The organism is Sinorhizobium sp. KGO-5, from assembly GCF_036245905.1.
Lineage (GTDB): Bacteria > Pseudomonadota > Alphaproteobacteria > Rhizobiales > Rhizobiaceae > Sinorhizobium > Sinorhizobium meliloti_A.
This window is the reverse complement of sequence record NZ_BDIZ01000009.1, coordinates 16534-43022: the sequence shown is the minus strand read 5'-3', so window position 1 is coordinate 43022 and position 26489 is coordinate 16534. Positions and strand designations below refer to the sequence as shown.

The following is a 26489-nucleotide window of genomic DNA, read 5'->3' as shown; positions in this document are numbered from 1 at the left end:
ATGCAATTTGAAATGCAAACGAGGAAGTCTCAGGCGGTGAAGCTCGCAGCCACGCTCGGCATTGTGGCGGCATTCCAAGTCGCGGGCGCTGATGTTGCTCTCGCGCAGAGTGCAGGCGGCGCCTTCGGGCCGCTTCAGACGGCGGTGCAGATGATCGTTGATTTCATCACCGGCCCGTTCGGTCGGCTGCTCGCGATCATCGCCGTAATTGGCCTTGGGTTTCTGGCATTCGCCGGTCGCTTGTCATGGTTCACAGCCGGCGCGGTCGTGATGGGCATCGGTCTGGTGTTTGGCGCACCGGCGATCGTCGACGAGATGATCTCGGCGGTCGGCCAGTGACCGATGAGTGGGTTTCAGGACGAAAAACCAGCTCTGACGCCATTGGTGATCGGGTTAACCCGGTCCCCAACGCTTTGGGGCGTGCCCTACATGGCGGTGGTGCTGATCGTTGGCGTCACCATTATCGGCTGGCTTGCAACGAACGACCTCCTGGCGTTGCTCATCGCGCCGGTTGCTTACCTCGTCCTGTTCTCTCTCTGCACCTGGGACAACAGGATCCTGGATGTGATGCAGGTGACGTCCCGAAAGACGCCCCGCACGCCCAACAGGCGCTTTTGGGGCACCAACTCTTACGGACCGTGACCATGCTGAAAGTCGTCAAAGAAGAGCTTGGATTCGGCCGGGTCGCCAGCAATGAGCGGCCCATGTCGACTCATATTCCGTATCTCAGACACGTCTCCGACACAGTGATCGGGCTGGAAAACGGATCGCTTCTAAGCGTCATCAAACTCGATGGACTGTTCTTCCAGACGGAGGACCAGGCTGAGCTCAACATGCGGTCGGTCGTCCAGAACACAATGATCCGTGCCTTGGGGTCGAGCCGCTATTCTCTTTGGTCGACCGTGATCCGAAGAGAGCTCGAAACGCAGATCGGTGGCGCGTTCGATGAACCATTCTGCGACCTATTGAACGAGCGTTACATGGGGCAGCTGCGCCATAAGCGCATGTTCACAAACGAAATATACCTGACGGTCGTGCGGTCTGGGATGCGGGGCGCCCTCGGCGTTGGCGACTCGTTGAAGAGGCTCTTTGACAGGGCCAACAAGGACGCTCGCGTCCAGCAAACGCGCGAAGATGTTACGGAGCTCGAGGAGCTGATCGGCAACATCGTGCGCGATCTGCACAAGTATGGAGCCCGGGCGCTCGGAATTACCTATCGTCGCAGGAATGACGACGAGGCCAACATTGAAGGGGGTGAAGAGAAGGAGAAAGGCGAGCCCTACTCCGAACCCTGCGAGTTCTTTAATGCGATCCTGAGCTGCGGCGTGCCGCGCAAGATGCGCCTGCCCCGCATGGGCATTCGCAATTATGTTGGAACGTCGCGACTGCATTTCAGCAAGCGGACGATGCAAGCTCAAGCGGCTGTCGACGAAGACACCCGCTTTGGGGCGCTGCTGTCCATCAAGGAATATCCGCCCTTCACCGGGCCGGGAATGCTGGACGGCCTGCTGCAGGTGAACCACGAATTCATTCTGACGCAATCCTTCACCATCGCCGACAAGCCGATCGCTCAAGAACGTATTAGTCGATTGCAGAGGCAGATCAGAGCCTCGGACGAGTCCGGTAGCTCAGTCGAACAGGATATCGACTATGCGCTCAATAGCCTGATGAACCAGGAAGCCGTCTTCGGTTTCCACCATCTTTCGCTCCTATGCCTCTCCCGCGATCTCCCGGGCCTTAGCCGCACCGTTTCCGAGCTCGGTGCTTGCCTCACCGACATGAATCTCACCTGGCTTCGCGAGGATCTGAACCTCGAAGCGGGATTTTGGGCGCAACTGCCCGGCAATCACAGCTACATTGCTCGCAAAGCGATGTTGTCGAGCGCGAATTTTTCCGGCCTGTCCTCCATGCACAATTTCGCGACGGGCCAGGCCGATCGCACTCATTGGGGACTGCCGATCACGATCCTCGAAACCACGTCGCAGACGCCGTACTGGTTCAACTTCCATCGTCGCGACATCGGGCACTTCCTCGTCACGGGACCAACCGGCTCCGGTAAAACGGTCGCTTTGACCTTCCTGCTCGCACAGGCGATGCGCGTTTCACCGACGCCGAAAGGCGTGTTCTTCGACAAGGATCGCGGCGCGGAAATCTTCGTAAGGGCGATTGGCGGTTCATATGAGGTGCTGTCACCGGGAACGCCGACCGGCTTCAACCCGCTGCAGCTCGAAAATACCGGCCCAAACCGCGAATTTCTCCTTCGCCTCCTGAAGGCAATGCTGCGCTCCGGTGATCGCAGTGACTTCACTCAGGAAGACGAGGATACGCTTGAGCGGGCGATCGTCCGCCTGATGCAGGAACCTGCGGCGGAACGGAACCTAGCGAACCTGGCCGCCCTGCTTGTGGGTCGGTCGCGGGCGGATGCCAATGACCTTCACTCTCGCCTTCGTCCTTGGATCGAAGGTGAAAAGGCGTGGCTCTTCAACGCTCAGCACGACGTCCTGTCTTTCTCGGGTCGCAGCGTCTTTGGGTTCGACATGACGAACATCCTCGGCAACGAGGAGCTCCGCACGCCGGCGCTGATGTACCTCTATCATCGCCTCGACGAGCTGCTCGACGGAAACCCCGTCATGTTCTTCATGGACGAGGGCTGGCAGCTTCTTATGGACGAGACCTTTTCGGCGTTCATCGTCGACAAGATGAAAACCATCCGCAAGCTCAACGGCATTGTTGGCTTCGGCACCCAGTCCGCGGCGGATATCGCCAAGGCAAAAGCCTCGAATACGCTGATCGAGCAGTCGGCGACGAACATTCACTTTCCGAACCCGCGGGCCGACGAAGAGAGCTACATCAAGCGCTTTGGCCTGACGGTCAAGGAATTCAACTTCATCAAGAACACTCCGCCCGAAAAGCGAACTTTTCTGATCAAGCACGGCAATGACTCGGTCATCGCTCGGCTCGATCTCTCCGCCATGCCCGATCTCGTGAAGGTGCTTTCCGGCCGCAAGGAGACCGTCGAGGAGTGCGCGGCGCTTCGGGAACAATATGGCGACGAGCCTGAAAATTGGCTGGCTGAATTTTGCGGATGGGAGAAGGCCGAATGAGGAAGAGTCCTGCTTTGTGGGTGATTTCTGCGCTGTGGCTTGGTGCCTTCGGAACGGCGCACTCTCAGGTGCCGGTGCTTGACGGCAAGTTGCTCGAGACTGACACCAAACGCGACCAGACGACGACGGAAATCGAGAAGACGGATAGTGACCGTCATACGGTCAGCAAGAGCGTAACCTGCTCGATGTATCGTCCAGGTCGCAGCGGTGACGCCGCTTCCGCTGCAACGGCCAACCCGGAAATCACCGGCCTCGTGAAGCGAGTGGCCCAGGAAGAAGGCGTCGACGAAAGCCTTTTCATGGCGCTTGTCTACCAGGAAAGCCGGTTCAATCCGTGTGCGAAATCGCCGGTTGGCGCCATTGGGCTTTCTCAGCTCATGCCGGGTACGGCAAAGGATCTCGGAGTCAATCCTTATGACATGGAAGACAATCTTCGTGGCGGCGCGCGCTATCTGAAACAACAGCTCCGGCGCTCCAACGGCAACACGAATCTCGCACTGGCTGCCTATAACGCTGGACCTGGCAACGTCCAGAAATATGGCGGTATTCCGCCATTTAAGGAAACGCAAGGGTATGTCGCAAACATCACCCAAAAGTGGCTCCCCGCCTTCGGCGGCTCCGACGTTGCCAACATCCCTGTGAACTATGGCGGCGGGTCTACAGCCTTCACCGGCATGCGGGATTCCACCATCAACTCCATGGCGACGTCCCAGGCGATAGGGGAAAGCAGCGGGAATGTTGCCTCCTGGCTGCAGCAGTTGGGCGCCATGTCCAGCGGGACCATTCAGGACAGTTGGGACCATAACTCGGGCGCGCGAAACGCAAACCTCGAAATGATGAATCAGGTCATCCGCCTCGGCACGACAATGGCGGACCTCATGAATTCTCGAAGTGCGGTCAATGTCGGCAACCTTTCAGGCGCATCACGTACGAGCGACGTCAAGAAGGATGACGACGAGGCGGATCGCGAAACGACCGGTGTTTGCGATCCTCGCGAGGGGCTTGATTGGAGCCCGACAGAAAAGGCTTGCGTCCAGAAGCGGGAGCGCGAAGCCAACGTAGATCTGATGTTGACCGCTCAATGAGGAGAACTGCCATGAAACGTTTGATTTTAACGGCGTGCTCGGTGGCCCTTGCGTCCGCAGCTTCCGCGCAAGTCCCGGTCATCGACGCTGCAAATCTTGAGATTGCACAGAGAACCTCGAAAACCACCGATGACATTCTCGGCACGAACAAGGAAGTCCTGAAAACGGTCCAGGACACCCTTGAGGCGGTGACCGGCGATCGCGGTAGCGACGCCAATCAGATGCAGAACCTTGCCGTCGGCAATGGCTTCAGCGTCTCTCAAATGCCGTCCTTCGATAGCCTGATGTCTGGCGGCGTTCCGAACTTCGGAAGCATGGGCGGCGATGTTGCCAAGGTCGCAACGACCTTCATCAACGGCCTGCAACTGGTGAAGAACTTGTCCGGGCAGGCGGGCAGCTCTTTTTCGGGCGACAAGTCTTATGAAGAGATGGTCAACACCGTTCTCGGTGTCGCGGCGCTCGTTAACGGGTCGCAGCAGGCAGTCCAAACGCGCCGCACCTCTTTCGAGCAGGCGGGCACAAACATCGGTCAGGCCAAGGACATCAAGGGCTCGATCGATCAGAACACACAGCTTCAGGTCCAGGCAGGCCTGACGATCAACGAACTGATCGGTGTCATGAACGGCGCCGTCTCTTCGCTTCAGGCCGATAACCAGCGGCGCCTGACGGACATTTCCAACTCGAAGAAGGCGCTCACCTACAGTGACCAGTAAAATCACCCTGACCGCAAAGGTTCTGTTTCCCCTCCTGATCGCGGCCGGCCTCGCCGGCTGCGGTACAGCGGCGAAGGAGAAGACTGCCCCCTGCAAGAGACCTGCCAACCTGACGTCTTACGCGCCGGATGCTCGCCGAGAATGCGGCCCGATGATGAGCGTCAACGGTGACGCAGCGGCCGCCTTCGCTGCGATCGAGGCGATGGCGACTGAGTGAGGATGGTTGGCAACGATGCACGATTTCTTAGGCGATCTGCTGGACAGAATTGAACAGACAGGCGCGGATTTCTCCTCGAGAGCCTACGGGATAGTCGGCGATGAGATCGTGCCGCTCCTCACCATCATGTTCATTGCATATGTGGGCTACTACGGCCTCCAGCTCTTCATGGGAACGGCCCGCGTCAGCGTCAGCGAGATCATTGGTTGCGTCGCCCGGATGTTGATCATTCTGGCGCTGGTCAGAGAGTGGGACTACTTCAACACTCTTTTCTATTCCTGGCTGAATAACACGCCAGAGGACGTCGGCCGGGCGATCCTTACCGCCACCGGGACAGGCATCACAGAGCCGACAAACGGCCTTTCGATGATCTGGAAAACGGCAAACGAGGCTGCTTCTGCCTTCGCAGAACAGTCTGGTTATTTTGCGGTGCTGCCGTCCATGATCGGTTTTCTGATCATGTTTGCAGTGGCGGTTTTCATTGCTGTGGCTTTGGCGATCCTACTCCTTGCCAAGGTGATGATGTGGGTGCTGATCGGCACCGCACCTATCTTCATCGGCTGCATGCTTTTCGAGCAGACAAGAGGCATGGGCGTCGCCTGGTTCCAGCAGGTGCTGATGTATGCGCTGATCCCACTATTCGTCTATGTCGTGGCTGCATTCTTGATCGCAGCAATGGACCCGGAATTGACAAAGGTCACGAGCGCTGCAAACCAGCGGCAACTTGATCTTAGCGACATTTCCGCTTTCCTGCTGCTCTGCGCCGCAGGCGCATTTGTCCTCTTCAATATTCAGGTTCTAGCGCAGGGCATCACCGGTGGCGTGGCCGCCGGGATTGGCAACGTCGCGCGCGCCGTCGGCCGATTTGCAGGCATATCAGGACCAATATCCGCCCTGTCGGGCGGACAACGACTGGCGGGGTCAATTGGCAACGCCGGGATGCAAGCCAGGGCACGTACCCAGGAAGGCATGAGAACCAATATTCGCAACGCCGCTGCTGAGGCGATGCAAAACCGCATTAGCAGCAACAGCATGCCTCGCTGAGACGCGAATTTAAGGGCTAGATGTAGGGCTAGATCGAATGGCAGAAACGAATGACGCAGCTCTTCGGAGCTATTTTCAGGACGGCGATCGTTGGGAACAGGAGATCGTCAAGAAAGCCAAGCGATCGCGCTCGCTCGCATGGTTCGTCACATTGATTTTCGGCGCAATTACCCTGCTGTCGCTGACCGCCTTGGTGATGCTCGTTCCGCTGAAGAGCTTTGAGCCCTACATCGTCGAGGTCGATAAGAACACCGGCTATATGGAGGTAAAAACCGGTCTAACCAGGTCTGCCAAGCTGACCGACCAACAGGCGGTCACGCAGGCGAACGTCGTGCGCTATATCCGATCTCGCGAAGGCTACGACCCCTTCGCGATTGAGCAGAATTTCGGCATCGCCGCCCTGCTCTCTACTGATGATGCGGCCCGCGAGCTGCAGGAGCTTTACAGCGCGGCAAATCCCAGCAATCCGGCAAAGGTCCTCGGCAAGAACAAGAAGGTCACGGTCGACATCAAGTCCGTCACCTTCTCCAATGCGAGCACGGCCTTGGTCCGTTTCTCCACGACCGAAAAATCGGACACGGATTCGATCGTCCGCCACTTCATTTCGGTCGTTCGCTATCGCTATACGGACACGCCGGCGACCAACGAATGGCGCTTTGAGAACCCCTTGGGCTTCCAGGTCTACAACTACCGTCGCGATCAAGAAACGGTTACGCCAGAAGGTGAGGAATGATCAAACGCCTCCTGCTTTCCGCGGCCTGCGCCGCCGCGATGATGACTCACGCCCATGCTGCGCAGGCCCCCCGCCCGGGCAGCCTCGATTCGCGCGTGACCAGCGTCGTCTACCAGTCCAACAACGTGGTGAAGGTCTCTGCCACCTACGGCATCTCCACCATGATCATCTTTGACGAGGACGAAAAGTTCGAAACGATCTCGCTTGGCGACACCGACAGTTGGCAGGTTGCCCCTTCCGAGAAGGGCAACATTCTGTTCGTAAAGCCGATCGCAAAGAACGTCGCCACCAACATGAATGTTGTGACCAGCAAGAGGATCTATTTCCTCGAGCTCAACGACCATGCTCCGTCCGATGGCAAGCAGGTGTTCGGAATCCGTTTCGTCTATCCCGAGAAGGATCTAAATGCCGCGCTCCGCAAAGAGGCTGAGTACCGGGCGGCCTACCCGAACATGTCGAAAGTCGATAAGGCCAACGTCAACATCGATTATTCGTTTTCCGGTGATCCGGCGTTGAAGCCCTTGGTGATCTTCGACGACGGGAAAAAGACCTTCTTCAAGTTCGGCAGCCGGGTCCCGGCGATTTTTGCCGTCCAGGCCGACTTTTCCGAGACGCTGCGCAATTTCCGGAAGGAGGGCGAATACATCGTCGTCGATGGTGTCGCGACGCAATACACGCTGCGCGAGGGCAATCAATGGACCTGCCTCTTTAACCTTCGCAAGCCCGACTTCGGCGCTCCGGATCCTGCCATTCTCGGTCCGGCTCCTGACACCAAGGCGACGAAACGTAGGAGGAGCGGCAATTAATGAAGCGCAGCCCTGAACTTGAGGCCATGACGGCGGCCGATGAAACGGCCGTCAGCAACAGACACGCTGGACGGAATCAAACCATCGGCATGGCTGCCCTACTCCTGGGGGGCGCTGTCGCCGCCTATTTCGTGCTTGCCACGGCCGGAGAAAAGCCGCGTGACGTCGCCGATAGCGATGAAGAGTTTGAGACGACCACCTTCCGACCGCCGTCATTCGTGCGTGAGCAAGAAGAGCCGAAGCCGGAGATAGAGCCTGCAGTCATCAATCTGCCCCCTCCTCCGGAGCCAGTTGAAGAAGAGCCCGCCGATACCACGGAGTTTAAGGTTCCACCGCCACCAGAGATCGTTGAAGCCACGCCCGAAATTGCGGCTGTCGAAGAGTTTCCCGAACGCTATAAGTCGGGGCTGATCTCGCTTGATCAGAAAGGCAATGGCAACGGCAACGGCGGTTTTTCAGGCGAAGACGAGTCCGGCCTCAGCGTTGCTGGCGAAGACCGCAACAGCAAGTACCTGGCCGCGGCCTCGAGTTTGGCCGATCGGAGCGCTAAGGCGCGGCAGATCGAACGCATCGACGCCATGATCCCAGAAGGAACGTTGATCCCGGGCATCCTCGAGACCGCGATCAACAGCGATCTCCCCGGTCAGATTCGCGCGATCACGTCGCAGGACGTCTATTCCTTCGACGGGAGACGCGTTCTCATCCCGACTGGGACGCGCCTCATTGGCGAATACCAGTCCGAGATCACCCGCGGGCAAAAGCGTATTTTCGTCATCTGGACCCGCCTCATTCGCGATGATGGTGTGTCGGTGCGCCTTAACTCCATCGGCACGGATAGCTTGGGGCGCTCGGGCTTGACCGGCCATGTCGATAACAAGTGGCGCGAGAGGTTCGGCTCCGCAATCATGCTTTCGGTCGTCGGCGCCGGCGCCAGTTTCTTGACCGGCTACGGAAGCGACGAGGCGTTCGGCGACAACAACAGCGAGGCACAACGTGGCGAGGAGCTCGCCCGCGAAACCATCGCCGAGACCTTCTCGGATATGGCGAACCAGGCCTTGAGCGAAAACCTGCGTATTCCTCCCACGATTAGCGTCAGCCAGGGCGAGCGGATCTTTGTCTACGTACGCCAGGACCTCGATTTCAGCGCCATGTATGACGACCCGGTCACCGAAGCGATGAAGGAGATTCAACGTGAACGTCGCCGCAGGTAACACCACTACGATCAGACACGATCCCCACTATTTCCTCAACCGCGCTCTCGAACCGATCAGGGAGTTTCTTGACGATCCGAGGGTGGTGGAAATCGCCATCAACAAACCGGGCCATGTCTATGTGGAACGGTTTGGCGCCGACTATATGGAGCATCATCTAATCGACGCCCTGACGGGTGAAGAAATCCAGAACATCGGCGAGCGTGTTGCCGCCGCGACGAACCAGTTCATCAGCCGCTCCAAGCCGATCCTCAGCGCCGCGCTTCCGACCGGCGAGCGTATCCAGATCGTCTTGCCGCCGGCGGCACCCGAAGGCGGCTCGATCTCGATCCGCAAGCAGGTGGTCAATAACTTCACGCTCGAGGAGTATCGCGACAACGGTTCGCTTGATAAGGTCTCTGTCGCCGTCGGCGGTCTCAGCGACATCGATCGCGAGCTGATAGGGCATCTGCGCGCCAATCGGATTTACGATTTCATCCATACCGCCATCACCAAGCGGGTTTCTATCCTGATCAGTGGCGGCACTTCCTCCGGCAAAACGACCTTCCTCAATGCCTGCCTGAAGAGCGTCGATCCGCATGAGCGGATTATCACGCTCGAGGACACGCGAGAGCTCTTCCCACCGCAAGCAAATGCCGTTCATCTGATCGCGTCGAAGGGCGACCAGGGCACAGCGGACGTGACCATTCAAAGCCTGCTCGAGTCATCCCTACGCATGCGGCCGGATCGCCTGTTCGTCGGTGAAATTCGGGGTGCAGAGGCTTTTTCCTTCCTCCGGGCAATCAACACCGGCCATCCCGGCAGCATGTCGACGGTTCACGCCGATACGCCGATGGGCGCTTATGAACAGCTCGCCATGATGATGCAGCAAGCCGGTATGTCGGCGGGTTTTTCGAAACAGGATCTGATGTCCTATATCCAGATGGTTATCCCGATCGTCATCCAGCTCCGCCGCGAAGGAGGCAAGCGCGGCGTCTCTGAGATCTTCTTCGCCCGGGATGAGTCATGACGAAGCAGCTCCAGGCTTTCTACCTGCTCTTTTGCGTCGGGATAGCGTTCGTTGTCTGGATGCTCGGGTACGGCCTGGGGCTTCAGCTCTTCTACAAGGACGGTCGGATCCTCGAAACGACGATCACGAGCAATCCCTTCGCTCCGATTCAACAGTTCTGGCATTACAAAACGAGCCCTGCCCTGCAGAAGGTCGCGCTTGGTTCGATGGTGCCGGCGCTGCTGGTGGCGGGCCTTGTCGCCTACATCGGACTGAAACCGACGAGCAGCCCTTTGGGGGATGCCGCCTTTCAGGACATGGCTTCGCTACGACGCGCGAAGTGGTTCCGCAAACAGGGCCATATCTTCGGCCGGGTCGGGCGGAGCATACTCCGCACCAAGGACGATCGGCATCATCTGATCATTGGCCCGACGCGCTCGGGTAAAGGCGCGGGCTATGTGATCCCCAATGCGCTGATGCACGAAGGCTCGATGATCGTCACCGATCTCAAGGGCGAAGTGTTCAAGGCGACGGCGGGTTATCGCCGGCAGAACGGCAGCCAAGTCTTCCTATTCGCGCCTGGCTCCGAAAAGACCAACAGCTATAACCCGCTGGACTTTATCCGGCCGGAGCGCGGCAATCGCACGACCGACATTCAAAACATCGCCAGCATTCTTGTGCCCGAGAACACGGAATCGGAAAATTCCGTCTGGCAAGCGACCGCGCAACAGGTCCTTGCCGGCGTGATCAGCTACATCACGGAAAGCCCCTTCTACAAAGACCGGCGCAACCTCGCCGAGGTCAATTCCTTTTGTAATAGCGGCGTCGATCTCCAGGCGCTCATGAAATACATCAAGGAGAAAGAGCCCTACCTTTCGAAGTTCACCGTCGAGAGCTTCAATTCCTACATCGCCCTATCGGAACGCGCCGCCGCGTCTGCTCTCTTGGACATTCAAAAGGCGATGCGGCCCTTCAAGAACGAGCGGATCGTCGCCGCGACCAATGTCACCGACATGGATCTTCGCGCCATGAAGCGCCGGCCGATCTCGATCTACCTGGCGCCGAACATCACCGATATCACCCTGCTGCGCCCTCTCCTCACGCTTTTCGTGCAGCAGGTGATGGATATCCTCACGCTCGAGCACGATCCCAATTCGCTCCCCGTCTATTTCCTGCTCGACGAATTCCGGCAGTTGAAGCGGATGGACGAGATCATGACCAAACTGCCCTATGTCGCCGGCTATAACATCAAGCTTGCCTTCATCATCCAGGATCTGAAGAACCTCGACGAGATCTACGGCGAAACCTCCCGACATTCGTTGCTCGGCAATTGTGGCTATCAGCTCGTCCTCGGCGCCAACGACCAGGCCACAGCCGAGTACGCATCCCGCGCGCTCGGAAAGCGCACGATCCGCTACCAGTCGGAATCCCGCACGATCGAACTGATGGGCCTGCCTCGCCGCACGAAGGTGGAGCAGATTCGCGAGCGCGATCTGATGATGCCGCAGGAAGTCCGGCAAATGCCGGAGACCAAGATGATCCTGCTCATCGAAGGACAACGGCCGATCTTTGGTGAAAAGCTTCGCTTCTTCCAAACACAGCCCTTCAAATCTGCCGAGGCATTTTCTCAGGCCAACATTCCGCAAGTGCCGGAAGTCGATTATCTGGCACCGAAGCCCGTGCCGGCGACAACTCCAGAATATGCCAAGGGGGGAGATCCTTCCGTCGAGATTCCCTCGCCGGCGCCAGCGAAAGAGGACAAGCCTTTGACGGCCGCCGCGGCGCAGGCGACTCCGGTCAAGGCAGATCCTGCGGCAGACGAGAAAGCTGCAGCACCTGCCAAACGCACCGTCAATAAAAAGGCGCTGCGCCCGAAGCCTAAGGCTGCAAACACTGGTGGTGCGGAAGCATCTGCAAGCCTCGATGCAATGGAAGCCCGGATAAAGGCCATCGAGGAGGGCCTCAAACCAAAGGCCGCGCAGCTCAAGGAAGTGGTCGAGATGAAGGCTGAGAAGCTTGGCGACAAGTCTCCGACCAAGCGTCGCAACATCTTGGACATCTTCAGCGCGACCGTGCCTGACCCCGTTGAACTTGGTGTGCCGGCCGAATAGCTTGCGGAACCGCTTCCGACCCATGGACGAAGCCGCTCGCGCGGCACTGGCGCCCGTGGTGAGGGTGCAGCAATGATCTGAACGCCGTGCATTTGCGGCTTTGCCGTCCTGGCTGACGATTGGGTGTTCTCAATCTTCAGACAGGAGGTTCCCATGACGGAGGAGAGGACCACCCCGCTGCGCGAGCGGATGATCGAAGACATGCGCATCCGTGGGCTGGGCGACAAGGCCCAGCAGGCGCATATTCGGGCGATCAAGGATTTCGCCGGGTTTCTCAAGCGGTCACCGGACACCGCCACAGCCGATGACCTGCGCGCCTACCAACTGCACATGACCAACGCGGGTGTCACACCGACGACCTTCAACGCCCGCATCGTGGCGCTGCGGTTCTTTTTCGCCACCACCTGCGGCCGCGAGGAGATGAAGCGGCATATGCAATTCCGGCGGCAGCCGCGGAAGTTGCCGGTGGTGCTGAGCATCGAGGAGGTTTCCGACCTGCTGATGGCCGCTCCGGGGCCGGGCCTGAAGTATCGGGCGGCGCTCAGCATCTCCTATGGCGCCGGACTGCGCGCCTCCGAGGTCTGCAACCTGAAGATCAGCGACATCGACAGCGACCGGATGCTGATCCATGTCGAACAGGGCAAGGGGCAGAAGGACCGCAAGGTGATGCTGTCGCCCGCGCTGCTGGAACTCTTGCGCGACTACTGGCGTGAGGCGCGGCCGCAGGGCTGGCTGTTTCCCGGCAAGCCGAAGATCAATCCGATCTCGCCGCGACAGCTCAACCGCGCCTTCACCGCCGCCAAGAGCCTGGCCGGTATCGCCAAGCCCGCGACGCTGCATACCCTGCGGCACTGCTTTGCCACCCACCTTTTGGAAGCGAACACCGATGTTCGGGTGATCCAGGTCCTTCTCGGACACGCCAAGCTGACGACCACCGCCCGCTATACCCATGTCGCCACCAAGACGATCCGCGACACCGTCAGCCCGTTCGAGACCCTGAAGAAGCTGCAGGACCAAACGCTCCGACGAGGACTGGAGTAGCGCCGGTGCGGTGATCCGGCCAAGACTGGAGATCGCCGACATCTTCCGTGCCTATGGCCCGGCGTGGCGGCGGGCCAATGCCGGGCATGTCAGCCTGGCCCAGCTCAAGGTGATGGCGGCGATCGAAGCCTGCCGAACCGAGGCGCTCGGCGGGCATGTGGCGGCCTGTGCCAAATGCGGCCACAAGCACATCGCCTACAATCCCTGCAAGAACCGGCACTGCCCCAAGTGCCAGGGACCCGCGGCGCGGGACTGGATGGCCGCCCGTGCCGACGGTCGAGTATTTCCACGTGGTTTTCACCCTGCCGGCCGAGATCGCGCAAATCGCCTACTGGAACAAGAAGGCGGTCTATGACCTGCTGTTTCGGGCGTCGGCGGAGACGCTGACCACCATCGCCGCCGATCCCCGCCACCTTGGCGCGCGCATCGGCATGACCAGCGTGCTGCACACCTGGGGATCGGCGCTGACTCATCACCCGCATGTGCACATCATCGTGCCCGGCGGTGGGCTGTCCCCGGATGGCACGCGCTGGATCTCATGCCGCCCCGGCTTCTTTCTGCCCGTAAAGGTGCTGTCGCGTCTCTTCCGGCGGCTGTTTGTCGAAGGATTGATGGCACTGCATCAATCCGGCGATCTGGCCTTCTTCGGGGATCTGGCCGAGCTCGCGGAGGCGGATGCCTTCGCCGCCTGGCTTGCCCCCTTGCGCAAATGCGACTGGGTCGTCTACGCCAAGCCCCCGTTCGGCGGTCCCGAGGCCGTGCTGGCCTATCTCAGCCGCTACACCCATCGCGTCGCCATCTCCAACAGCCGCCTGATCAGCGCGGATGCCGAGGCGGTCACCTTCCGCTGGAAGGATTACCGCATCAAGACCGGTGACCGGCAGAAGGTGATGCGGCTGGCCACCGACGAGTTCATCCGCCGCTTCCTGATCCACGTGGTGCCCGACGGATTCCACCGCATCCGCCATTACGGCCTGCTTGCCGGCGCGGGGCGCAAGGCCAACGTCGCAAAAATCAGCACACTGCTCGGGGTGGACGCGCCGTTCCAGGATGACGCGCCACGCACCGCGAGAACCCCGCTCACCCTGAGAGAGCCATGCCCGCACTGCGGCGGCCCGATGCGCATCGTCGAGATATTCCGCCGTGGCCAGCAACCCAGATCCCGCGCGCCACCCCGAAAGGACGCCGCATGACGAAACGCATGTCACATCAGCCAAGGCCGGCCGGGATCTGCGATGCGTTCCGGGGTGGCGCCGGTCTGCCCCAAGCAACCCAGCACACTGCAAAACCGCCGATGCGAGCCTGCGAAAGACCTGCGACCTCGATCCCGATCGTCTCATTGCAAGCCTTCGGGGCAACCCTTCTGCGGCTGACGCTCCCACCGATGGCCACCTTGAACAACCGCAGCCGCACGCTTTCCCCATAGGCGCACCACCCAGCCCCCGCGGCCTCCTCCTTGGGAGGTTTTTCAACGCGGGCCGACACAGGCCCAGCCGCCACAGTCGCGCCGCGGCCCGCATCGAAAAACCTTCACCAAAGCTGCCGCCCGAGGACAACGCTGGCCGTGTTCTATGTTGCCCCCAAGCGGACCATTCAGATGGCACCCGCGTTGCTGCGTCGGTCCGTCGTCCCTGCCGGGATTTAAGTGGCTCGTAAGCTGCGACGAGCGCTGCCGGTCACCAAGGTCGGTCTTGTCCTCACGTTTATCTATTGCTGGGGTCGCGCTTTGTTTGCCAGGAGCGCGCATACGACTGTCGGCGCGGGACGCGGGCATGTGAGTTGAACATGCGATGTTCACCGTTGGACTTTGCCAAGCCAATCCATCACTCGGGTTATCGTCTGTCTCTCTTGCGGTGCCTGCATAGAAAATGCATCGGCGAGTTGCGCCTGCGGTGTATGTCCGGCCAGAACCGACAAGCTGTCTCCCAGTCCGTAGCCGCCATGCGTGACAAGAGGTATGATCGTCTTGCCTGAGAAGTCGTGGGCGGTAAGGAACGAGCGGACTACGGGTGGAACGGTCATACCCCAGATTGGAAAGCCGAGGAATACGGCGTTGTAGCGGGCGACATCGGCGACCGTCCTTTTAAGCGGCGGTTCATAGCCACGGCCGCTCTCCTGTTGCGCTTGCTCCACCGTCTCGAAATAGTCTTCGGGATAAGGCTTTTCCGGTACGATCTCGAACAGGTCGGTTCGCAGCGCCCTGCTGACCTGACCCGCGACGACACGCGTGTTTCCGCTCCGCGAAAAATACGCAACAAGTATCGTTCCCTCTATTCGGGCAGCCGCAGCCGGGGAAACGGACGCGGCTCCCCCTGCTGCGAGAGGTAGTAACAACGAGGACATCAGGATTTCCCTTCGTGTCGGATCGTCGGGAGCCATGGCTTTCCTCCGGGACGTTAATCAATGTCCGGTCATCTTCAGTACGGCTTCGGGCAGGCGTTCGCCCTGAACCTCTACCTTGGAAGCTTCGGCATCGATCTCGGTGAGCTCGTCGGCCGTCAGTTCGAGGTCGAGTGCACCAAGGTTTTCTTCCAGACGATGCAGCTTGGTGGTGCCGGGGATCGGCACGATCCACGGCTTCTGCGCCAGCAACCAGGCAAGCGCGACCTGCGCCGGCGTTGCACCCTTGCGATCCGCCACACCGTTGACCACACGAACCAGCGCCATGTTGGCCTTGCGCGCCTCGGTCGAGAAGCGCGGCACCAGGTTGCGGAAATCGCCCTGTTCAAACTTCGTGTTCTCGTCGATTTTGCCGGTCAGGAAGCCGGCGCCCAGAGGGCTGAACGGTACGAAGCCGATGCCGAGTTCTTCCAGCACAGGCAGAAGGTCAGCCTCCGGGCCGCGCCAGAATAGCGAATATTCGCTCTGCACCGCCGTTACGGGCTGGACAGCATGAGCGCGGCGGATGGTCTGGACGCCAGCCTCGGAAAGACCGAAGTGTTTCACCTTGCCTTCAGCGATTAGATCCCCCACAGCCCCGGCGACATCCTCGATCGGCACATTGAGATCGACCCGATGCTGGTAGAAGAGGTCGATGCGGTCGGTCTTCAGGCGCTTCAGCGCCGCCACCGCCACCGCCTTGACATGCTCGGGCCGACTGTTGGTGCCGCCGCTGCGCGCGCCTGTCTCAAGATCGATGTCGAAGCCAAACTTCGTGGCGATGACGACCTTGTCGCGGATTGGCTGAAGCGCTTCGCCAAGCAGCGCTTCGTTGGCAAATGGACCATAGGCTTCGGCCGTATCGAAGAACGTCACCCCGCGATCATGTGCGTCGTGGATAAGCTTGATCATCTCGCCCTTGTCCGCACTGCCACCGTAGACGCCGGTCATGCCCATGCAGCCAAGGCCGAGGGCCGAGACCTCGAGACTTCCGATATGTCTGTGTTTCATCGCGATAATTCCTTTACTTCTTCTCAGGCGCCTCGACGTTCGAGAACGCCAGAACGGCGTCTGGCAAGCGCTGGCCGCGCACCTCAATCGCCGCTACGGCTGAATTGAGTTCGTCGATCTCCTCGGGCGTGAAGCTGATCGAGGCAGCGCCGATATTCTCCAGCATGTGCGGCATCTGCGTCGTGCCGGGGATCGGAACGATCCAGGGCTTTTGGGCCATCACCCATGCCAAGGCGATCTGCGCGGCGGTGGCCTGCTTCCTGTCGGCCCAGTCGCCCAGCAGTTTCACGAGCGTCAGGTTCGCTGGCAGGTTCTCGGGCGAGAAGCGGGTCTCGATCCCGCGAATGTCTCCCTCGGCGAAGCGCGTCCGCTCATCGATCGCTCCCGTCAGGAAGCCGACACCGAGCGGGCTCCACGGCACGAAGCCGATTCCGGGCTCCTCGCAGACAGGGATCATCTGATCTTCCGGCCCGCGCCACAGCATCGAATACTCGTTCTGGACAGCCGTTACGGGTAGCGCGGCGTGCGCGCGGCGCAACGTGTCGAGCCCCATTTCGGAGAGGCCCCAGTGCAGGATCTTGCCTTGGTCCATGAGGTCCTTGACGGCGCCGGCGACGTCCTCGACCGGAACCTCCGGATCGACGCGATGCTGGTAGAGAAGGTCGATGCGGTCGGTCCGCAGACGCTTGAGCATGCCCTCGACCGCCAGCTTAATACGCTCCGGACGGCTGTTGAGGCCGGGGCGCCGCTCACCGGTTTCCAGGTCTATGTTCCAGCCGAATTTTGAGGTGATCACGACCTTGTCTCGGAACGGCGCGATGGCTTCGCCGAGAATCCGCTCGCACTCATGCGGGCCGTAGGCCTCGGCGGTATCAAAGAACGTGACGCCGCGCTCATAGGCCGTGCGGATGATATTGATCATCTCCGGCCGGGAGGGGATTGTCGTCTGATAGGTGCGGTGCATATTCTGAACGCCAAGGCCGAGGCTCGAGACTTCCAGCAAGCCCAGCTTCCGCCGGCCGCTCAGTTTTGATGCAGTGCTGTTGACGCCCGTCCCTTGAGCGGTCTCCTGGGCTGAAGCCTGTGGACCGGTGCCGACGAGCAGCGGCGTCGCCGCGAGACTTCCCGCTGTGCTCAGGAAACCACGGCGACCCATTTCCGACGTCCGTCTGTTTGTCATGCCTGCTCGTCCTTCTATTATGTCGGGCGGTTCTTGAGTTTGAGCTTGAACGGCCCGCCTCAGCGGTTGACGAAATGCTGGTGCGAGGCGGGATAGCGGTCGCCTTGCACGGCGATGCCGGCGAGCGACCGCGTGATGCGCGCGAGTTCGTCGGAAGTCAGCACGAGGTCTGCCGCCCCAAGGTTCTCCTCGAGCCGGTGGAGCTTGGTGGTGCCGGGGATTGGCACGATATACGGACGCTGGGCGAGCAACCATGCCAGCGCGATCTGCGCTGGCGTCACCTTCTTGGCGGAGGCAATCGATCCGATAAGGTCGACGAGTGCCTGGTTCGCCTTCAACGCCTCCGGTGAGAAACGTGGCACGGATGCCCGGAAGTCGTCTTTCCCGAAGGTGGCGTTCTGGTCGATCTTGCCCGTTAGAAATCCTTTCCCAAGCGGCGCGAACGGCACGAAGCCGATGCCAAGCTCATCGAGGAGCGGCAGGATCTCGGTCTCCGGCTCACGCCACCATAGGGAATACTCGCTCTGCAGCGCTGCAATCGGCTGCACCGCGTGGGCGCGACGGATCGTGTCGACGCCAGCCTCCGAAAGCCCGAAGTGGCGCACCTTGCCTTGATGGATAAGGTCCTGGACGGTGCCCGCGACCTCCTCGATGGGCACGTTAGGGTCAACGCGATGCTGGTAGAAGAGGTCGATATGATCGGTCCGGAGGCGCGTCAACGCCTCGTCCGCCACGCGTCGTATGCGGTCGGGACGGCTGTCGAGCCCGTTGGCTGGCACGCCATCCCTGAACCCGAACTTCGTTGCGATCACGACCTGCTCGCGAACAGGCTGCAGCGCTTCGCCCACGACGTCCTCGTTGATGCCAGGCCCATAAGCCTCGGCGGTGTCGAAGAAGGTGACACCGCGCTCATGGGCCGCGCGGATGAGACGGATCGCGTCGCTGCGCTCGCTGGCCGGCCCATAACCATAGCTCAAGCCCATGCAGCCGAGGCCAATGACCGACACGTCCAGCGCTCCAAGTTTTCTCGTTTCCATCGTCATGCCTTCCCAGCTTCTCCGACCGAGCAGAGATCTCCCCTGTTCAGCCGAGTCTTCTGCGGCCTGTATGGACCGCGCGATATGCGAAGAAGATAAGGGATGCAGCAGCTTACGATTAGCCGCTATAATGCGCATGAGCCTTTTAGATGAGCTAACAAATAGTCATGGAAAACTTCAACGATCTGGCCGCCTTCGCCGTCGTCGCCAAAGAACGCAGTTTCACACGCGCCGCTGCAAAGCTCCGCGTTTCGCCGTCGGCGCTAAGCCAAACCATCCGCAATCTTGAAGAGCGGTTGGGTCTGCGGCTCCTGACCCGCACCACGCGCAGTGTCGCGTCGACGGAAGCCGGCGAGCGCCTGCTGCGCACGATCGCGCCGCGCTTCGACGAGATCGAAGCCGAACTCGCGGCGCTCAGCGAACTTCGGGACAAGCCGGCTGGAACCGTCCGGATTACCGCCGGGGAACATCCCGCGATATCGCTCCTGCAACCTGCCCTCAAACGGTTTCTCCCTGACTATCCCGACATTCAGGTGGAGATCATCATAGACTATGGCCTGACCGATATCGTGGCCGAAGGTTATGACGCTGGCGTTCGCATGGGTGAACAGGTCGCAAAGGATATGATCGCCGTTCGTATCGGCCCCGACATGCGCATGGCGCTTGTCGCGTCTCCGGGCTATTTCGAACGACATCCGCTTCCCAAAACCCCGCAGGACCTGACAGATCACAATTGCATCAATATACGCCTCCCCACCTATGGCGGGGTGTTCCCCTGGGGTCTGGAAAAGGATGAGCGCGATGTGAAGGTGCGAGGAGATGGACAGCTTGTGTTCAACAGCCTCGCAATGAGATTGGCATCGGCTTTGGACGGCCTCGGCGTAGCATACATGCCCGAGGATCACGTGCTTCCCTATTTAGCTGACGGCCGGCTGGTGCGGGTTCTGGAGGAGTGGTGTCCCTACTTTCCAGGCTACCATCTCTACTATCCGAGCCGGCGGCACTCATCGCCCGCTCTAACCGTACTCGTCGAAAATCTGCGTTACCGCATGGGTTGATGTCTCTCGCTCGGAAGCGCCGATCAGCTCATGCAATGCCGGGAATGACGCACCTTAGCGGACACTCGAATGCCGCGTTTGCCCACTGAGAGCATAGACTCGGGCTGATCTCTCGCGGCCACGCACCTGTAGCGTCCCCATTGCCACGGCATCTCGACAGGCCGGATGCAGGCCATCGAAGGTGGAGCCACTGATAAGGCAATCGGTTCCAAAGTCCTTGTTCAGCGCCTCGAGCCGCTGCGCCAAATTCACGGTATCACCATAGAGGGTGTAGGTGTGGCGGGCTTCACCTCCGACGGTGCCCGCGGCTATCGGGCCGGTGGCGACACCGATCCTTAGACGAAGCTGGTGACCTTCGAAAACCTGTTCGGAAACGAGAGAAAGCAGGTCGCGGGCTGCATGGACCGCCCGGTCCGGATGGTCATCGGCTGGGAGTGGCGCGTTAAAGGCAGCAATGAATGCATCGCCAATATAGTTCACAACCACCCCGCCCCGCTGGTCGACCATCGCGGTCGCAGCACCGAAAAAGCTGTTGAGCATCCGGATCACGCGCTCGGGCGGCAATGTTTCCGACAGGCGCGTGAAGCCTTCGATGTCTGCGAATAGGATGCTCGCTGTCCGCAATTGGGGCGCCAGTTGCCCGGCCTGGATGAGTTGCTCGGCCACCTGCGGCGGAACATAACGCCCGAAAATACGCTGGATCCGGTTTCGTTCAACTTCGCCGGCGGCATTGGCCCGAACCACATTTCGTGCACGGTGGACCGCCAGCGCCGCAATACACGTCACCAGAAGGATCACCAGGCCCTCGATCACCCGTACGGGAATGCCCAGGAAGTAAGGACTGAGGAGCACGGCAAAAACATCATCGCGCGAGGGCGAAGATGGCAGATCCCCAAGACTGACGATGCGCTCCATGCCCAACATGATCCACGCTGTGGCGCTGGCGAGACCGATGACGGCGCAAAGTCCCGTCCAAATGACCAATGCCGGCGACAGCGCCAGAATGGAGGCCGCTATAATGACGTAGAAATATTCGGTTCGGCTGGACAGAAAAACGAGATTCTGGGGAACATCGCCGCCACTGCTGAGCGGCGCGAAAGCAAGGGTGGCGCTCGCGGCTGCCGCATCGAGCCCGAACAGCGCAAAGCGGGCAATACGCTCATACCGGCTATGGGCCAATCGCAGCGGAATCAGACCGATCGCGGCGGCGAGGAGGAGAACACCTGCCACATAAACATTGTTGGGAAATGCATAGAGCGTCAGATAGAAGAAGGCGAACGCAACCAGAGCGCCGGTTCGGCCGATGACGGCGAGCCGAAATCCCTTACGCTCCGCGCCAGTAAGCGCTTCTTCGGCGGATGACTGATCGGGGTGACCCGGCATTCGTCTGGTGCTCCTTGGCAAGCATCAACCGTTGGGAAGTACCTGCGCTTGCCGATCGGCGTGGGTAGTCCGGCGTTTCCTGCTTTGTAGCCATTTCATGAGGTAATGGGTGGGGACAATGTATAGCCCGGCGATCGCGATGCAGTGGACAAAAAAGCCCGCGACCGATTCCTCGAAATTCCACCAGTCGAGCGTCGCCTGCATCGAGAGCTTCGTGCCGATCGCCAATTCGAACGAACTCCAGACGCCGTAGATCGCGATGAGGGCGGCGACGGCGCGCAAAACAAGCGTGCGTAGAGCATTGGGCTGCGCGATGCCGGACAGCTTGCGTGCCACGCCCATGAGCATCGGCCAGCGCAGTCCGAGATGGACGGACACGATCACGAGAACCCAATAAGCCGCCAGAGTGTGGATCTGCCGCACGGTGAAGCCGCCATAGGCCGACATGATGCCGGATAGCGCATTGGAGATGAGCACGCTGGTTACGAGTAACGCCAGCATCGCCACAAGCAGCAGAATCGTCACCACGATATTGAGCAGGCCGCGCGTCTCGCGACGGGTTTTCGCAAACGTACCGTACCAGCGACGATTGAACACGTTGTGCACGATGACCAGCAGGAACATGGCGGTTCCGGCCAATTCGTGCGCGACGTTGCCGAGCCACCAGTACGAGAAGGCGAACAGCAGCAGACCGGCGGCAACGAGATCGAAGACCAGCCGCATCAGAAATATCGGGTTCAAGCGCTCGACCTCCCGGTTCACTCGACCGGCGTGCCGTCGAAACGGGGGATGCGATAGGCCGTATAGAGGTAGTCGCTGTCCTGTTGGCCGCTGTGGCAGGACTGACAGCGCGCGGTGTTTTCGTCCATGTTGATCGACTTGTCCGGCCAGAACCACTGAAACTGCCAGTCGCCGGTGCGGCGGCCTTCGTCGTAATCGGCGCCGAAGCCTTCACCCTTCTGCATGACGAAGTAGCGATAGAGTTCGCCGTCTCGATGATCGACCAACACGAAATGAGTGCCCGTCGGGATGGGCTGGCCGTTCTTGACGGCCTCCATGGCCGCCGGCGTGGTCATGATGTGCTCCATCACATTGCCGCGTCTAACGGTCGTGTAATGAACGAGCGCATCGAGGTTGGGAAATTGGACGCGGTTCGGCTCAGCATGGACCTGCCAGCCGACGAGAGAGGCGGCGCAGGCAGCAAGCGCGCTTAATGCGACTGGATATGCGGATTTCTTCATGAGCAAGCTCGCCTGGATTCGAGGATATAATGACGCTGGGCCGCGGGTCGCCTGCTGGCGACCTGCGGCTGTTTCACTGCGATGATGATCAGCGCCCGTATTGCTCGTCCGACACCTGCTCCATCCATTCGACGGTCTTGCCGTCGAGCGCTTCGGAGAAGGCGATATGGCTCATTCCGACCGAGGGGCTCGCGCCATGCCAATGCTTCACGCCCGGCGGGATCCAGACGGTATCGCCAGGTCGCATTTCCTCCACCCGACCACCTTCTCGCTGCACTAGGCCGAGGCCTTGCTTGACGATAAGAGTCTGGCCAAGCGGATGGGTGTGCCAAGCGGTGCGCGCCCCCGGTTCGAAGGTGACGGTGGCGCCGCTGATGCGGGCTTCACCACTCCCCTTGAAGCGGTCGTCGACTCGAACGGAGCCGGTGAAGTTCGCGGCGGTGCCTGCCGTGGACGGTTGCGAGCCGGCCCGCGTCACCGTGATCGCCTGATCGGACTGAGCGGAAGCGGATGAAGCGGCAAGGACAAGCGAAGCGGCGGTCATGGCGGCGAGTTTCATGGCGTTCCCTTGCTTCGACATCATTTCTTGAAGACGTCCTTGGCGACGGCGATCGCGGAAACGGCATTCGGCCAGCCCGAATAGAAGGCGAGATGGGTGATCGTTTCGATCAGCTCTTCCTCGGTGACGCCGTTGCGCTTGGCGATGGCAAGGTGCGAACGGAGCTGGTCGGGGCGGTTCATGGCGACGAGCGCGCTGACCGTCGCGAGACTCCGATCCCGCTTGGAAAGACCGGGCCGCTCCCAGATGTCGCCATACAGCACCTCGTCGGTCAGTTCGGCCATCTTCGGTGCGATGTCGCCGTAGAGCTGCTGGGCGCGCGACTGTTGCTTGCCGGCCGTCGCATCGGACGCCGGGGGGGTCTGATCCTGGGCGATAGCCATGGTGGAGATCCCTCCTGACAGAAACAGGCTGACTGCGACGAACAGATTTCTGGTGAGCTTCATCAAAGCGCATGGCTCCTTGGGATTTGCGGGGGAGGATACGGCGCCCCGGCTATCGAACCAGGGGCGCGGGAAAAATCGGGTCGACGGATTACGAGCGGTCGGAAGCAAGGGTCCGGGCGAAGAACGGCGTCAGCTTGCCCATCGCGGCGTCCACATATTTGGGAACCCAGTAGGTTTCGATATGGGTTGCGCCCTCGATCTTGAACAATTCCTTGTCTGTCGTCCCAGCGGCCTTGGCGAAGGCGTCCTCGCTCATGTACAGGCTGTCGGCCTTGCTGCCGGCGATCATCAGCAGCGGCTGGTCGATCAGTTCAAGCTGATCGGTGGCATCCCAACGCATCAGATCCAGCAGACTGCTCATGGTGTATTTGAAGGTCGAGTTGGGATGCGCGTGCGTCTTCCAGTAGTACTCGTAACCCTGCCGGTACATTTCAAATGGCAGTGCGGCGATCTGCTCGTCCGTCAGGTTGGCATCGCCGGCATAGAGAAGTTCTCCGCCGGCCATTTCCTGGGCGCGCGCCTCCGAAACCTGCCTAAGGCGCTGCTGGATCGTGTCCAGTTGCGAATCCGCAAAGCCGTTGCGACGCACCCGTCCGGAATTGAACATGCTCAACGTCGCGATCGACACGAAGCGCTTGTCGGTTTTCGCCGCGGCCAACGAATATCCGCCGCCGCCGCAGATCCCGAGTAGGCCGATTCGCGCCACATCGACACCCGGGTAGCGGGTGACGAAGTCCGCCATGCCGTGGACGTCCTCGATGCGGTATGCTGGCTTATCCACGTTGCGCGGCTGGCCGCCGCTTGCACCCTGATATGCCGCATCCGCGGTGATGGTGATGTAGCCCTGCTCGGCAAGGCGCTGAGCATAGAGGCCCGCGACTTGTTCCTTCACCCCGCCATTCGGGTGCGCCACGACGATGGCGGGATATTTTTGGCTCGGATCATATTTTGCCGGGGTATAGACGTTGGCGGCAATGTCCAGGCCGTTAAGCTTGTAGGTGACCGGGATGATATTGACCTTGCCGGGCTCGTTCGTCGTGATCGCGCCTTCATAGGTCAGCGTGAACGGGTTCTGCTTGTAGTCGGAGGCCCCGACCGCGCCAGCCGTGAGCCCTGTCATCGCCGCCACAACGGCGGCCTTCATAATCGTGCGCTTCATACGAATTCTCCTTCAGATTTTCAAAGCCGTTCCATGCTCGAAATATTCACGGCGCGTCGCCGTGATCGCCGTCAGTCCAGTTTTTTCTCGGACAGGAACTTCGACACCTGATCCGCGATCTCGACATTGTTCAGATCGGAAAAGGGGAAATGCGTGTTGCCCTTGATGCCGATCTCGGGCAGGTGCACGAGCCGGGCATCGCCGCCACGCTTGTTGATGGCCTCGACCCAAAGCTTGGCCATGGCGAGCCGCACGCGCCAATTGTCTTCACCGCGACGCTCGGTCGGCTCGGTCGGAATGTTGTCACCGTAATAGATGACGATCGGCATACGGGTCAGCTTGTCGAAGTCCGCCGGTGCCACGGCCTCCGCCTTCAGCGGGCCGGCCGCGCTCGGCATCTCCTCCGGAAGCTCGCCCTCGGGAAAGACGAAGCCGCTGCCCGGTTCGAAGGAGACGATTGCCTTGACGTTTTCGCTTTTGATCGCCGTCAGCCAGCCGGGCCCGCCGGCCTGCGAATGGGTGAAGAGGATGCCGGGGCCGGCCTTGTCGAACAGCGCCGCCATCGCGTCCGAAATCACGCCGGCGTCGTAGGGCCCGGTGTTCGGCGTGACGGAGCGGAAGAATTGGTCCAGTGTTTCCGGCTTGCGGTCGACCTGCACCCCGTCAAAGTAGTTCGGCCAGACGCCGAGCCGGAACTGGTCGAAAAAGAGCTGATCATTCGGCGTGGGCTCGATCGTCGTCGCCACGGTGCTGTTGCCGGCGCGCCCACGACGCGGCTGATCGACGAGGTAGACCGGAAAGCCGCGGCGCAGGAAAATGGTTTGGAAGCCTTCTCGCCCGTCCGAAGTAGTCTCCCAGCTGCGCGCCGACTGGAAGGCGCCGTGCAACATGACGATCGGTAGCGCCTTTGGATTCTCCGGCACCTGGTAGAAGGCGTAGAGATGATCGCCGTGAAAACTCTGCCCGTCTGAAGTGCGCTTGTTGTTGTCATAGGTGCCGGGGGTGTTCACCACCGTTCCGCCGATCGCGAAGCTACCTTGCTCCTGGATAGTCACAGGCTCCATTGGAGCAGCCACCGAGTTGGTAGCGGCCGACACAGCCGCGGCAGCGAGCAACAATACTCCGCAACGATTTCGCAAGTTCACAGGACCTATCCTTCTCGACATACCGATTTGCCGCGAAAATAGAGCCATTCCCATTCATTGATTAGATGTGATTATCCGGATGGGTCTTTAAGGTCAGCTTCAAAATGCTTGCCAAACGAACGCATACACACACTGCAGGTGTCCCGATCCCGAAATCTTCGCAAACATCACATCGCTGAACCGAAAGGCTACAGCGCCTCATGCAAGGCGTGTCGCTGGCCTTTCCATATCGAAGTCCGCTCGTCGGGGCGAACCAGACCCCAGCGGAGCGTCTCCGGTAATTCCGCTTTCCACCAAAGGCGACGCCCGCAGTTCTCCCCTCGATGACCGCTTTTCCTTTAATCCGGACCTCTGCGGGGCCGTCGGTGATCTGGTCTGATCAGCCCGGCCGGTCGGGAATCTACTTCGCCACCACATCAGCCGCGAAGGTCGGGTAGAGGACGCGACCGTCGACGACGTAGATCGTGTCCGTGGCGAACCGATAGCTGTTCTGCGGCGTCTCCGCCGACCAAATTATGTATGCGATCGGACCGAAGGCATGGCGCTCGTGGATGGTGGAGCCGGCATTCGGCGACGAAAACTCCTTGATCATCGCCTCGAACAACGGGCGGATCGCGGCTGGCCCTTTCAGAATGGCCTGAGGCGTGATGAGGACCGAGTCCTCTGTGTAGTCGGCCAATATGGCATCGGCATCGCCGGCCGCGAAGGCGTGCAAGGGATGATCGAGCACGGCCACTGCCGATGAATCTCCCTCCGCCGCGGCAGATCCACAAAGCACGGCGGCGAGCGCGAGTACCCAAAGCTGCAGTGTCGTTGTTTTGAGCATTGTGGGACTCCT

General features: G+C 60.3%; 26 protein-coding genes and 1 pseudogene. 15 read left to right on the top strand and 12 right to left on the bottom strand.

Going from position 1 to position 26489, the window contains the following annotated elements:
• The 14 genes and pseudogenes from BHD07_RS26455 to BHD07_RS26390 all read left to right on the top strand — a co-directional run bounded on the left by BHD07_RS26455 (position 1) and on the right by BHD07_RS26390 (position 14246).
• A complete protein-coding gene (locus BHD07_RS26455; RefSeq protein ID WP_015241462.1) occupies positions 1 to 339 on the top strand; it encodes a TrbC/VirB2 family protein in 339 nt (112 codons plus the stop codon).
• Positions 340 to 342: 3 nt separating this feature from the next.
• Positions 343 to 642: a type IV secretion system protein VirB3 gene (locus BHD07_RS26450; RefSeq protein WP_153313015.1), complete on the top strand. Its 300-nt coding sequence runs from the start codon at positions 343 to 345 to the stop codon at positions 640 to 642.
• A gap of 2 nt (positions 643 to 644) precedes the next feature.
• Positions 645 to 3104 carry a VirB4 family type IV secretion/conjugal transfer ATPase gene (locus tag BHD07_RS26445; protein ID WP_153313014.1) on the top strand — a complete coding sequence of 820 codons (2460 nt, stop codon included), beginning with the start codon at positions 645 to 647 and terminating at the stop codon, positions 3102 to 3104.
• Positions 3101 to 4189 carry a lytic transglycosylase domain-containing protein gene (locus tag BHD07_RS26440; protein WP_153313013.1) on the top strand — a complete coding sequence of 363 codons (1089 nt, stop codon included), beginning with the start codon at positions 3101 to 3103 and terminating at the stop codon, positions 4187 to 4189. The genes BHD07_RS26445 and BHD07_RS26440 overlap by 4 nt, the downstream gene beginning before the upstream one ends.
• 11 nt (positions 4190 to 4200) lie before the next feature.
• Positions 4201 to 4902 (top strand): type IV secretion system protein, encoded by a 702-nt coding sequence (locus BHD07_RS26435; protein WP_153313016.1) that lies wholly within the window; start codon positions 4201 to 4203, stop codon positions 4900 to 4902.
• The gene (locus BHD07_RS26430; RefSeq protein WP_318851730.1) at positions 4892 to 5119 is read left to right on the top strand and encodes a hypothetical protein; all 228 of its coding nucleotides are present in this window, start codon (positions 4892 to 4894) and stop codon (positions 5117 to 5119) included. The genes BHD07_RS26435 and BHD07_RS26430 overlap by 11 nt, the downstream gene beginning before the upstream one ends.
• A 15-nt stretch (positions 5120 to 5134) precedes the next feature.
• Positions 5135 to 6163, top strand: coding sequence for a type IV secretion system protein (locus BHD07_RS26425; protein ID WP_318851729.1), 1029 nt, complete (start codon positions 5135 to 5137; stop codon positions 6161 to 6163).
• A 37-nt stretch (positions 6164 to 6200) separates the two neighbouring features.
• Positions 6201 to 6896 carry a virB8 family protein gene (locus BHD07_RS26420; RefSeq protein WP_153312957.1) on the top strand — a complete coding sequence of 232 codons (696 nt, stop codon included), beginning with the start codon at positions 6201 to 6203 and terminating at the stop codon, positions 6894 to 6896.
• Positions 6893 to 7702 (top strand): TrbG/VirB9 family P-type conjugative transfer protein, encoded by an 810-nt coding sequence (locus tag BHD07_RS26415; protein ID WP_153312956.1) that lies wholly within the window; start codon positions 6893 to 6895, stop codon positions 7700 to 7702. Before BHD07_RS26420 ends, BHD07_RS26415 begins: the two co-directional genes overlap by 4 nt.
• Positions 7702 to 8913, top strand: coding sequence for a type IV secretion system protein VirB10 (gene virB10 / locus BHD07_RS26410; RefSeq protein WP_153312955.1), 1212 nt, complete (start codon positions 7702 to 7704; stop codon positions 8911 to 8913). The genes BHD07_RS26415 and virB10 overlap by 1 nt, the downstream gene beginning before the upstream one ends.
• A complete protein-coding gene (gene virB11 / locus BHD07_RS26405; protein WP_318851728.1) occupies positions 8894 to 9922 on the top strand; it encodes a P-type DNA transfer ATPase VirB11 in 1029 nt (342 codons plus the stop codon). Before virB10 ends, virB11 begins: the two co-directional genes overlap by 20 nt.
• Entirely contained in the window at positions 9919 to 12012 is a 2094-nt protein-coding gene (locus BHD07_RS26400; protein ID WP_153312953.1) for a type IV secretory system conjugative DNA transfer family protein, read from the top strand. Before virB11 ends, BHD07_RS26400 begins: the two co-directional genes overlap by 4 nt.
• A gap of 153 nt (positions 12013 to 12165) precedes the next feature.
• On the top strand, positions 12166 to 13053 hold the full coding sequence (locus tag BHD07_RS26395; RefSeq protein ID WP_153312951.1) for a tyrosine-type recombinase/integrase: 888 nt from the start codon (positions 12166 to 12168) through the stop codon (positions 13051 to 13053).
• Positions 13054 to 13063: 10 nt separating this feature from the next.
• Positions 13064 to 14246: pseudogene (locus BHD07_RS26390) on the top strand (IS91 family transposase).
• A 601-nt stretch (positions 14247 to 14847) separates the two neighbouring features.
• Here the strand turns inward: BHD07_RS26390 and BHD07_RS26385 are convergent.
• Genes BHD07_RS26385 through BHD07_RS26370 form a run of 4 tightly spaced genes read right to left on the bottom strand, consistent with a single transcriptional unit; the run spans position 14848 to position 18660 of the window.
• On the bottom strand, positions 14848 to 15432 hold the full coding sequence (locus BHD07_RS26385; protein WP_153312959.1) for a flavodoxin: 585 nt from the start codon (positions 15430 to 15432) through the stop codon (positions 14848 to 14850).
• 21 nt (positions 15433 to 15453) lie between these two features.
• Positions 15454 to 16443, bottom strand: a complete 990-nt coding sequence (locus tag BHD07_RS26380; RefSeq protein ID WP_318851727.1) for an aldo/keto reductase — start codon at positions 16441 to 16443, stop codon at positions 15454 to 15456.
• Between the two features lie 13 nt (positions 16444 to 16456).
• Positions 16457 to 17623, bottom strand: coding sequence for an aldo/keto reductase (locus BHD07_RS26375; protein WP_338283791.1), 1167 nt, complete (start codon positions 17621 to 17623; stop codon positions 16457 to 16459).
• Positions 17624 to 17682: 59 nt separating this feature from the next.
• On the bottom strand, positions 17683 to 18660 hold the full coding sequence (locus BHD07_RS26370) for an aldo/keto reductase (RefSeq protein ID WP_338283789.1): 978 nt from the start codon (positions 18658 to 18660) through the stop codon (positions 17683 to 17685).
• A 167-nt stretch (positions 18661 to 18827) separates the two neighbouring features.
• On the opposite strand from BHD07_RS26370, the gene BHD07_RS26365 reads away from it, so the two are divergent.
• On the top strand, positions 18828 to 19718 hold the full coding sequence (locus BHD07_RS26365) for a LysR family transcriptional regulator (protein WP_014528363.1): 891 nt from the start codon (positions 18828 to 18830) through the stop codon (positions 19716 to 19718).
• Between the two features lie 54 nt (positions 19719 to 19772).
• Here BHD07_RS26365 and BHD07_RS26360 read toward each other — a convergent pair whose 3' ends face one another.
• The 8 genes from BHD07_RS26360 to BHD07_RS26325 all read right to left on the bottom strand — a co-directional run bounded on the left by BHD07_RS26360 (position 19773) and on the right by BHD07_RS26325 (position 26477).
• Positions 19773 to 21101, bottom strand: a complete 1329-nt coding sequence (locus BHD07_RS26360; RefSeq protein ID WP_338283786.1) for an adenylate/guanylate cyclase domain-containing protein — start codon at positions 21099 to 21101, stop codon at positions 19773 to 19775.
• A 24-nt stretch (positions 21102 to 21125) separates the two neighbouring features.
• Positions 21126 to 21842, bottom strand: a complete 717-nt coding sequence (locus BHD07_RS26355) for a DUF4405 domain-containing protein (RefSeq protein ID WP_014528361.1) — start codon at positions 21840 to 21842, stop codon at positions 21126 to 21128.
• 17 nt (positions 21843 to 21859) lie between these two features.
• Complete coding sequence (locus BHD07_RS26350) at positions 21860 to 22342, bottom strand: cytochrome P460 family protein (protein ID WP_338283783.1); 483 nt, start codon at positions 22340 to 22342, stop codon at positions 21860 to 21862.
• An 88-nt stretch (positions 22343 to 22430) separates the two neighbouring features.
• Positions 22431 to 22925 carry a (R)-mandelonitrile lyase gene (locus BHD07_RS26345; RefSeq protein ID WP_192923373.1) on the bottom strand — a complete coding sequence of 165 codons (495 nt, stop codon included), beginning with the start codon at positions 22923 to 22925 and terminating at the stop codon, positions 22431 to 22433.
• Positions 22922 to 23284: a carboxymuconolactone decarboxylase family protein gene (locus BHD07_RS26340; protein ID WP_234889434.1), complete on the bottom strand. Its 363-nt coding sequence runs from the start codon at positions 23282 to 23284 to the stop codon at positions 22922 to 22924. The genes BHD07_RS26345 and BHD07_RS26340 overlap by 4 nt, the downstream gene beginning before the upstream one ends.
• Before the next feature lie 151 nt (positions 23285 to 23435).
• On the bottom strand, positions 23436 to 24506 hold the full coding sequence (locus BHD07_RS26335) for an alpha/beta hydrolase (protein ID WP_318851724.1): 1071 nt from the start codon (positions 24504 to 24506) through the stop codon (positions 23436 to 23438).
• A gap of 71 nt (positions 24507 to 24577) precedes the next feature.
• Entirely contained in the window at positions 24578 to 25570 is a 993-nt protein-coding gene (locus BHD07_RS26330) for an alpha/beta hydrolase (protein WP_153312939.1), read from the bottom strand.
• Positions 25571 to 26051: 481 nt separating this feature from the next.
• The gene (locus BHD07_RS26325) at positions 26052 to 26477 is read right to left on the bottom strand and encodes a nuclear transport factor 2 family protein (protein ID WP_192923368.1); all 426 of its coding nucleotides are present in this window, start codon (positions 26475 to 26477) and stop codon (positions 26052 to 26054) included.
• Between the last annotated feature and the right edge of the window lie 12 nt (positions 26478 to 26489).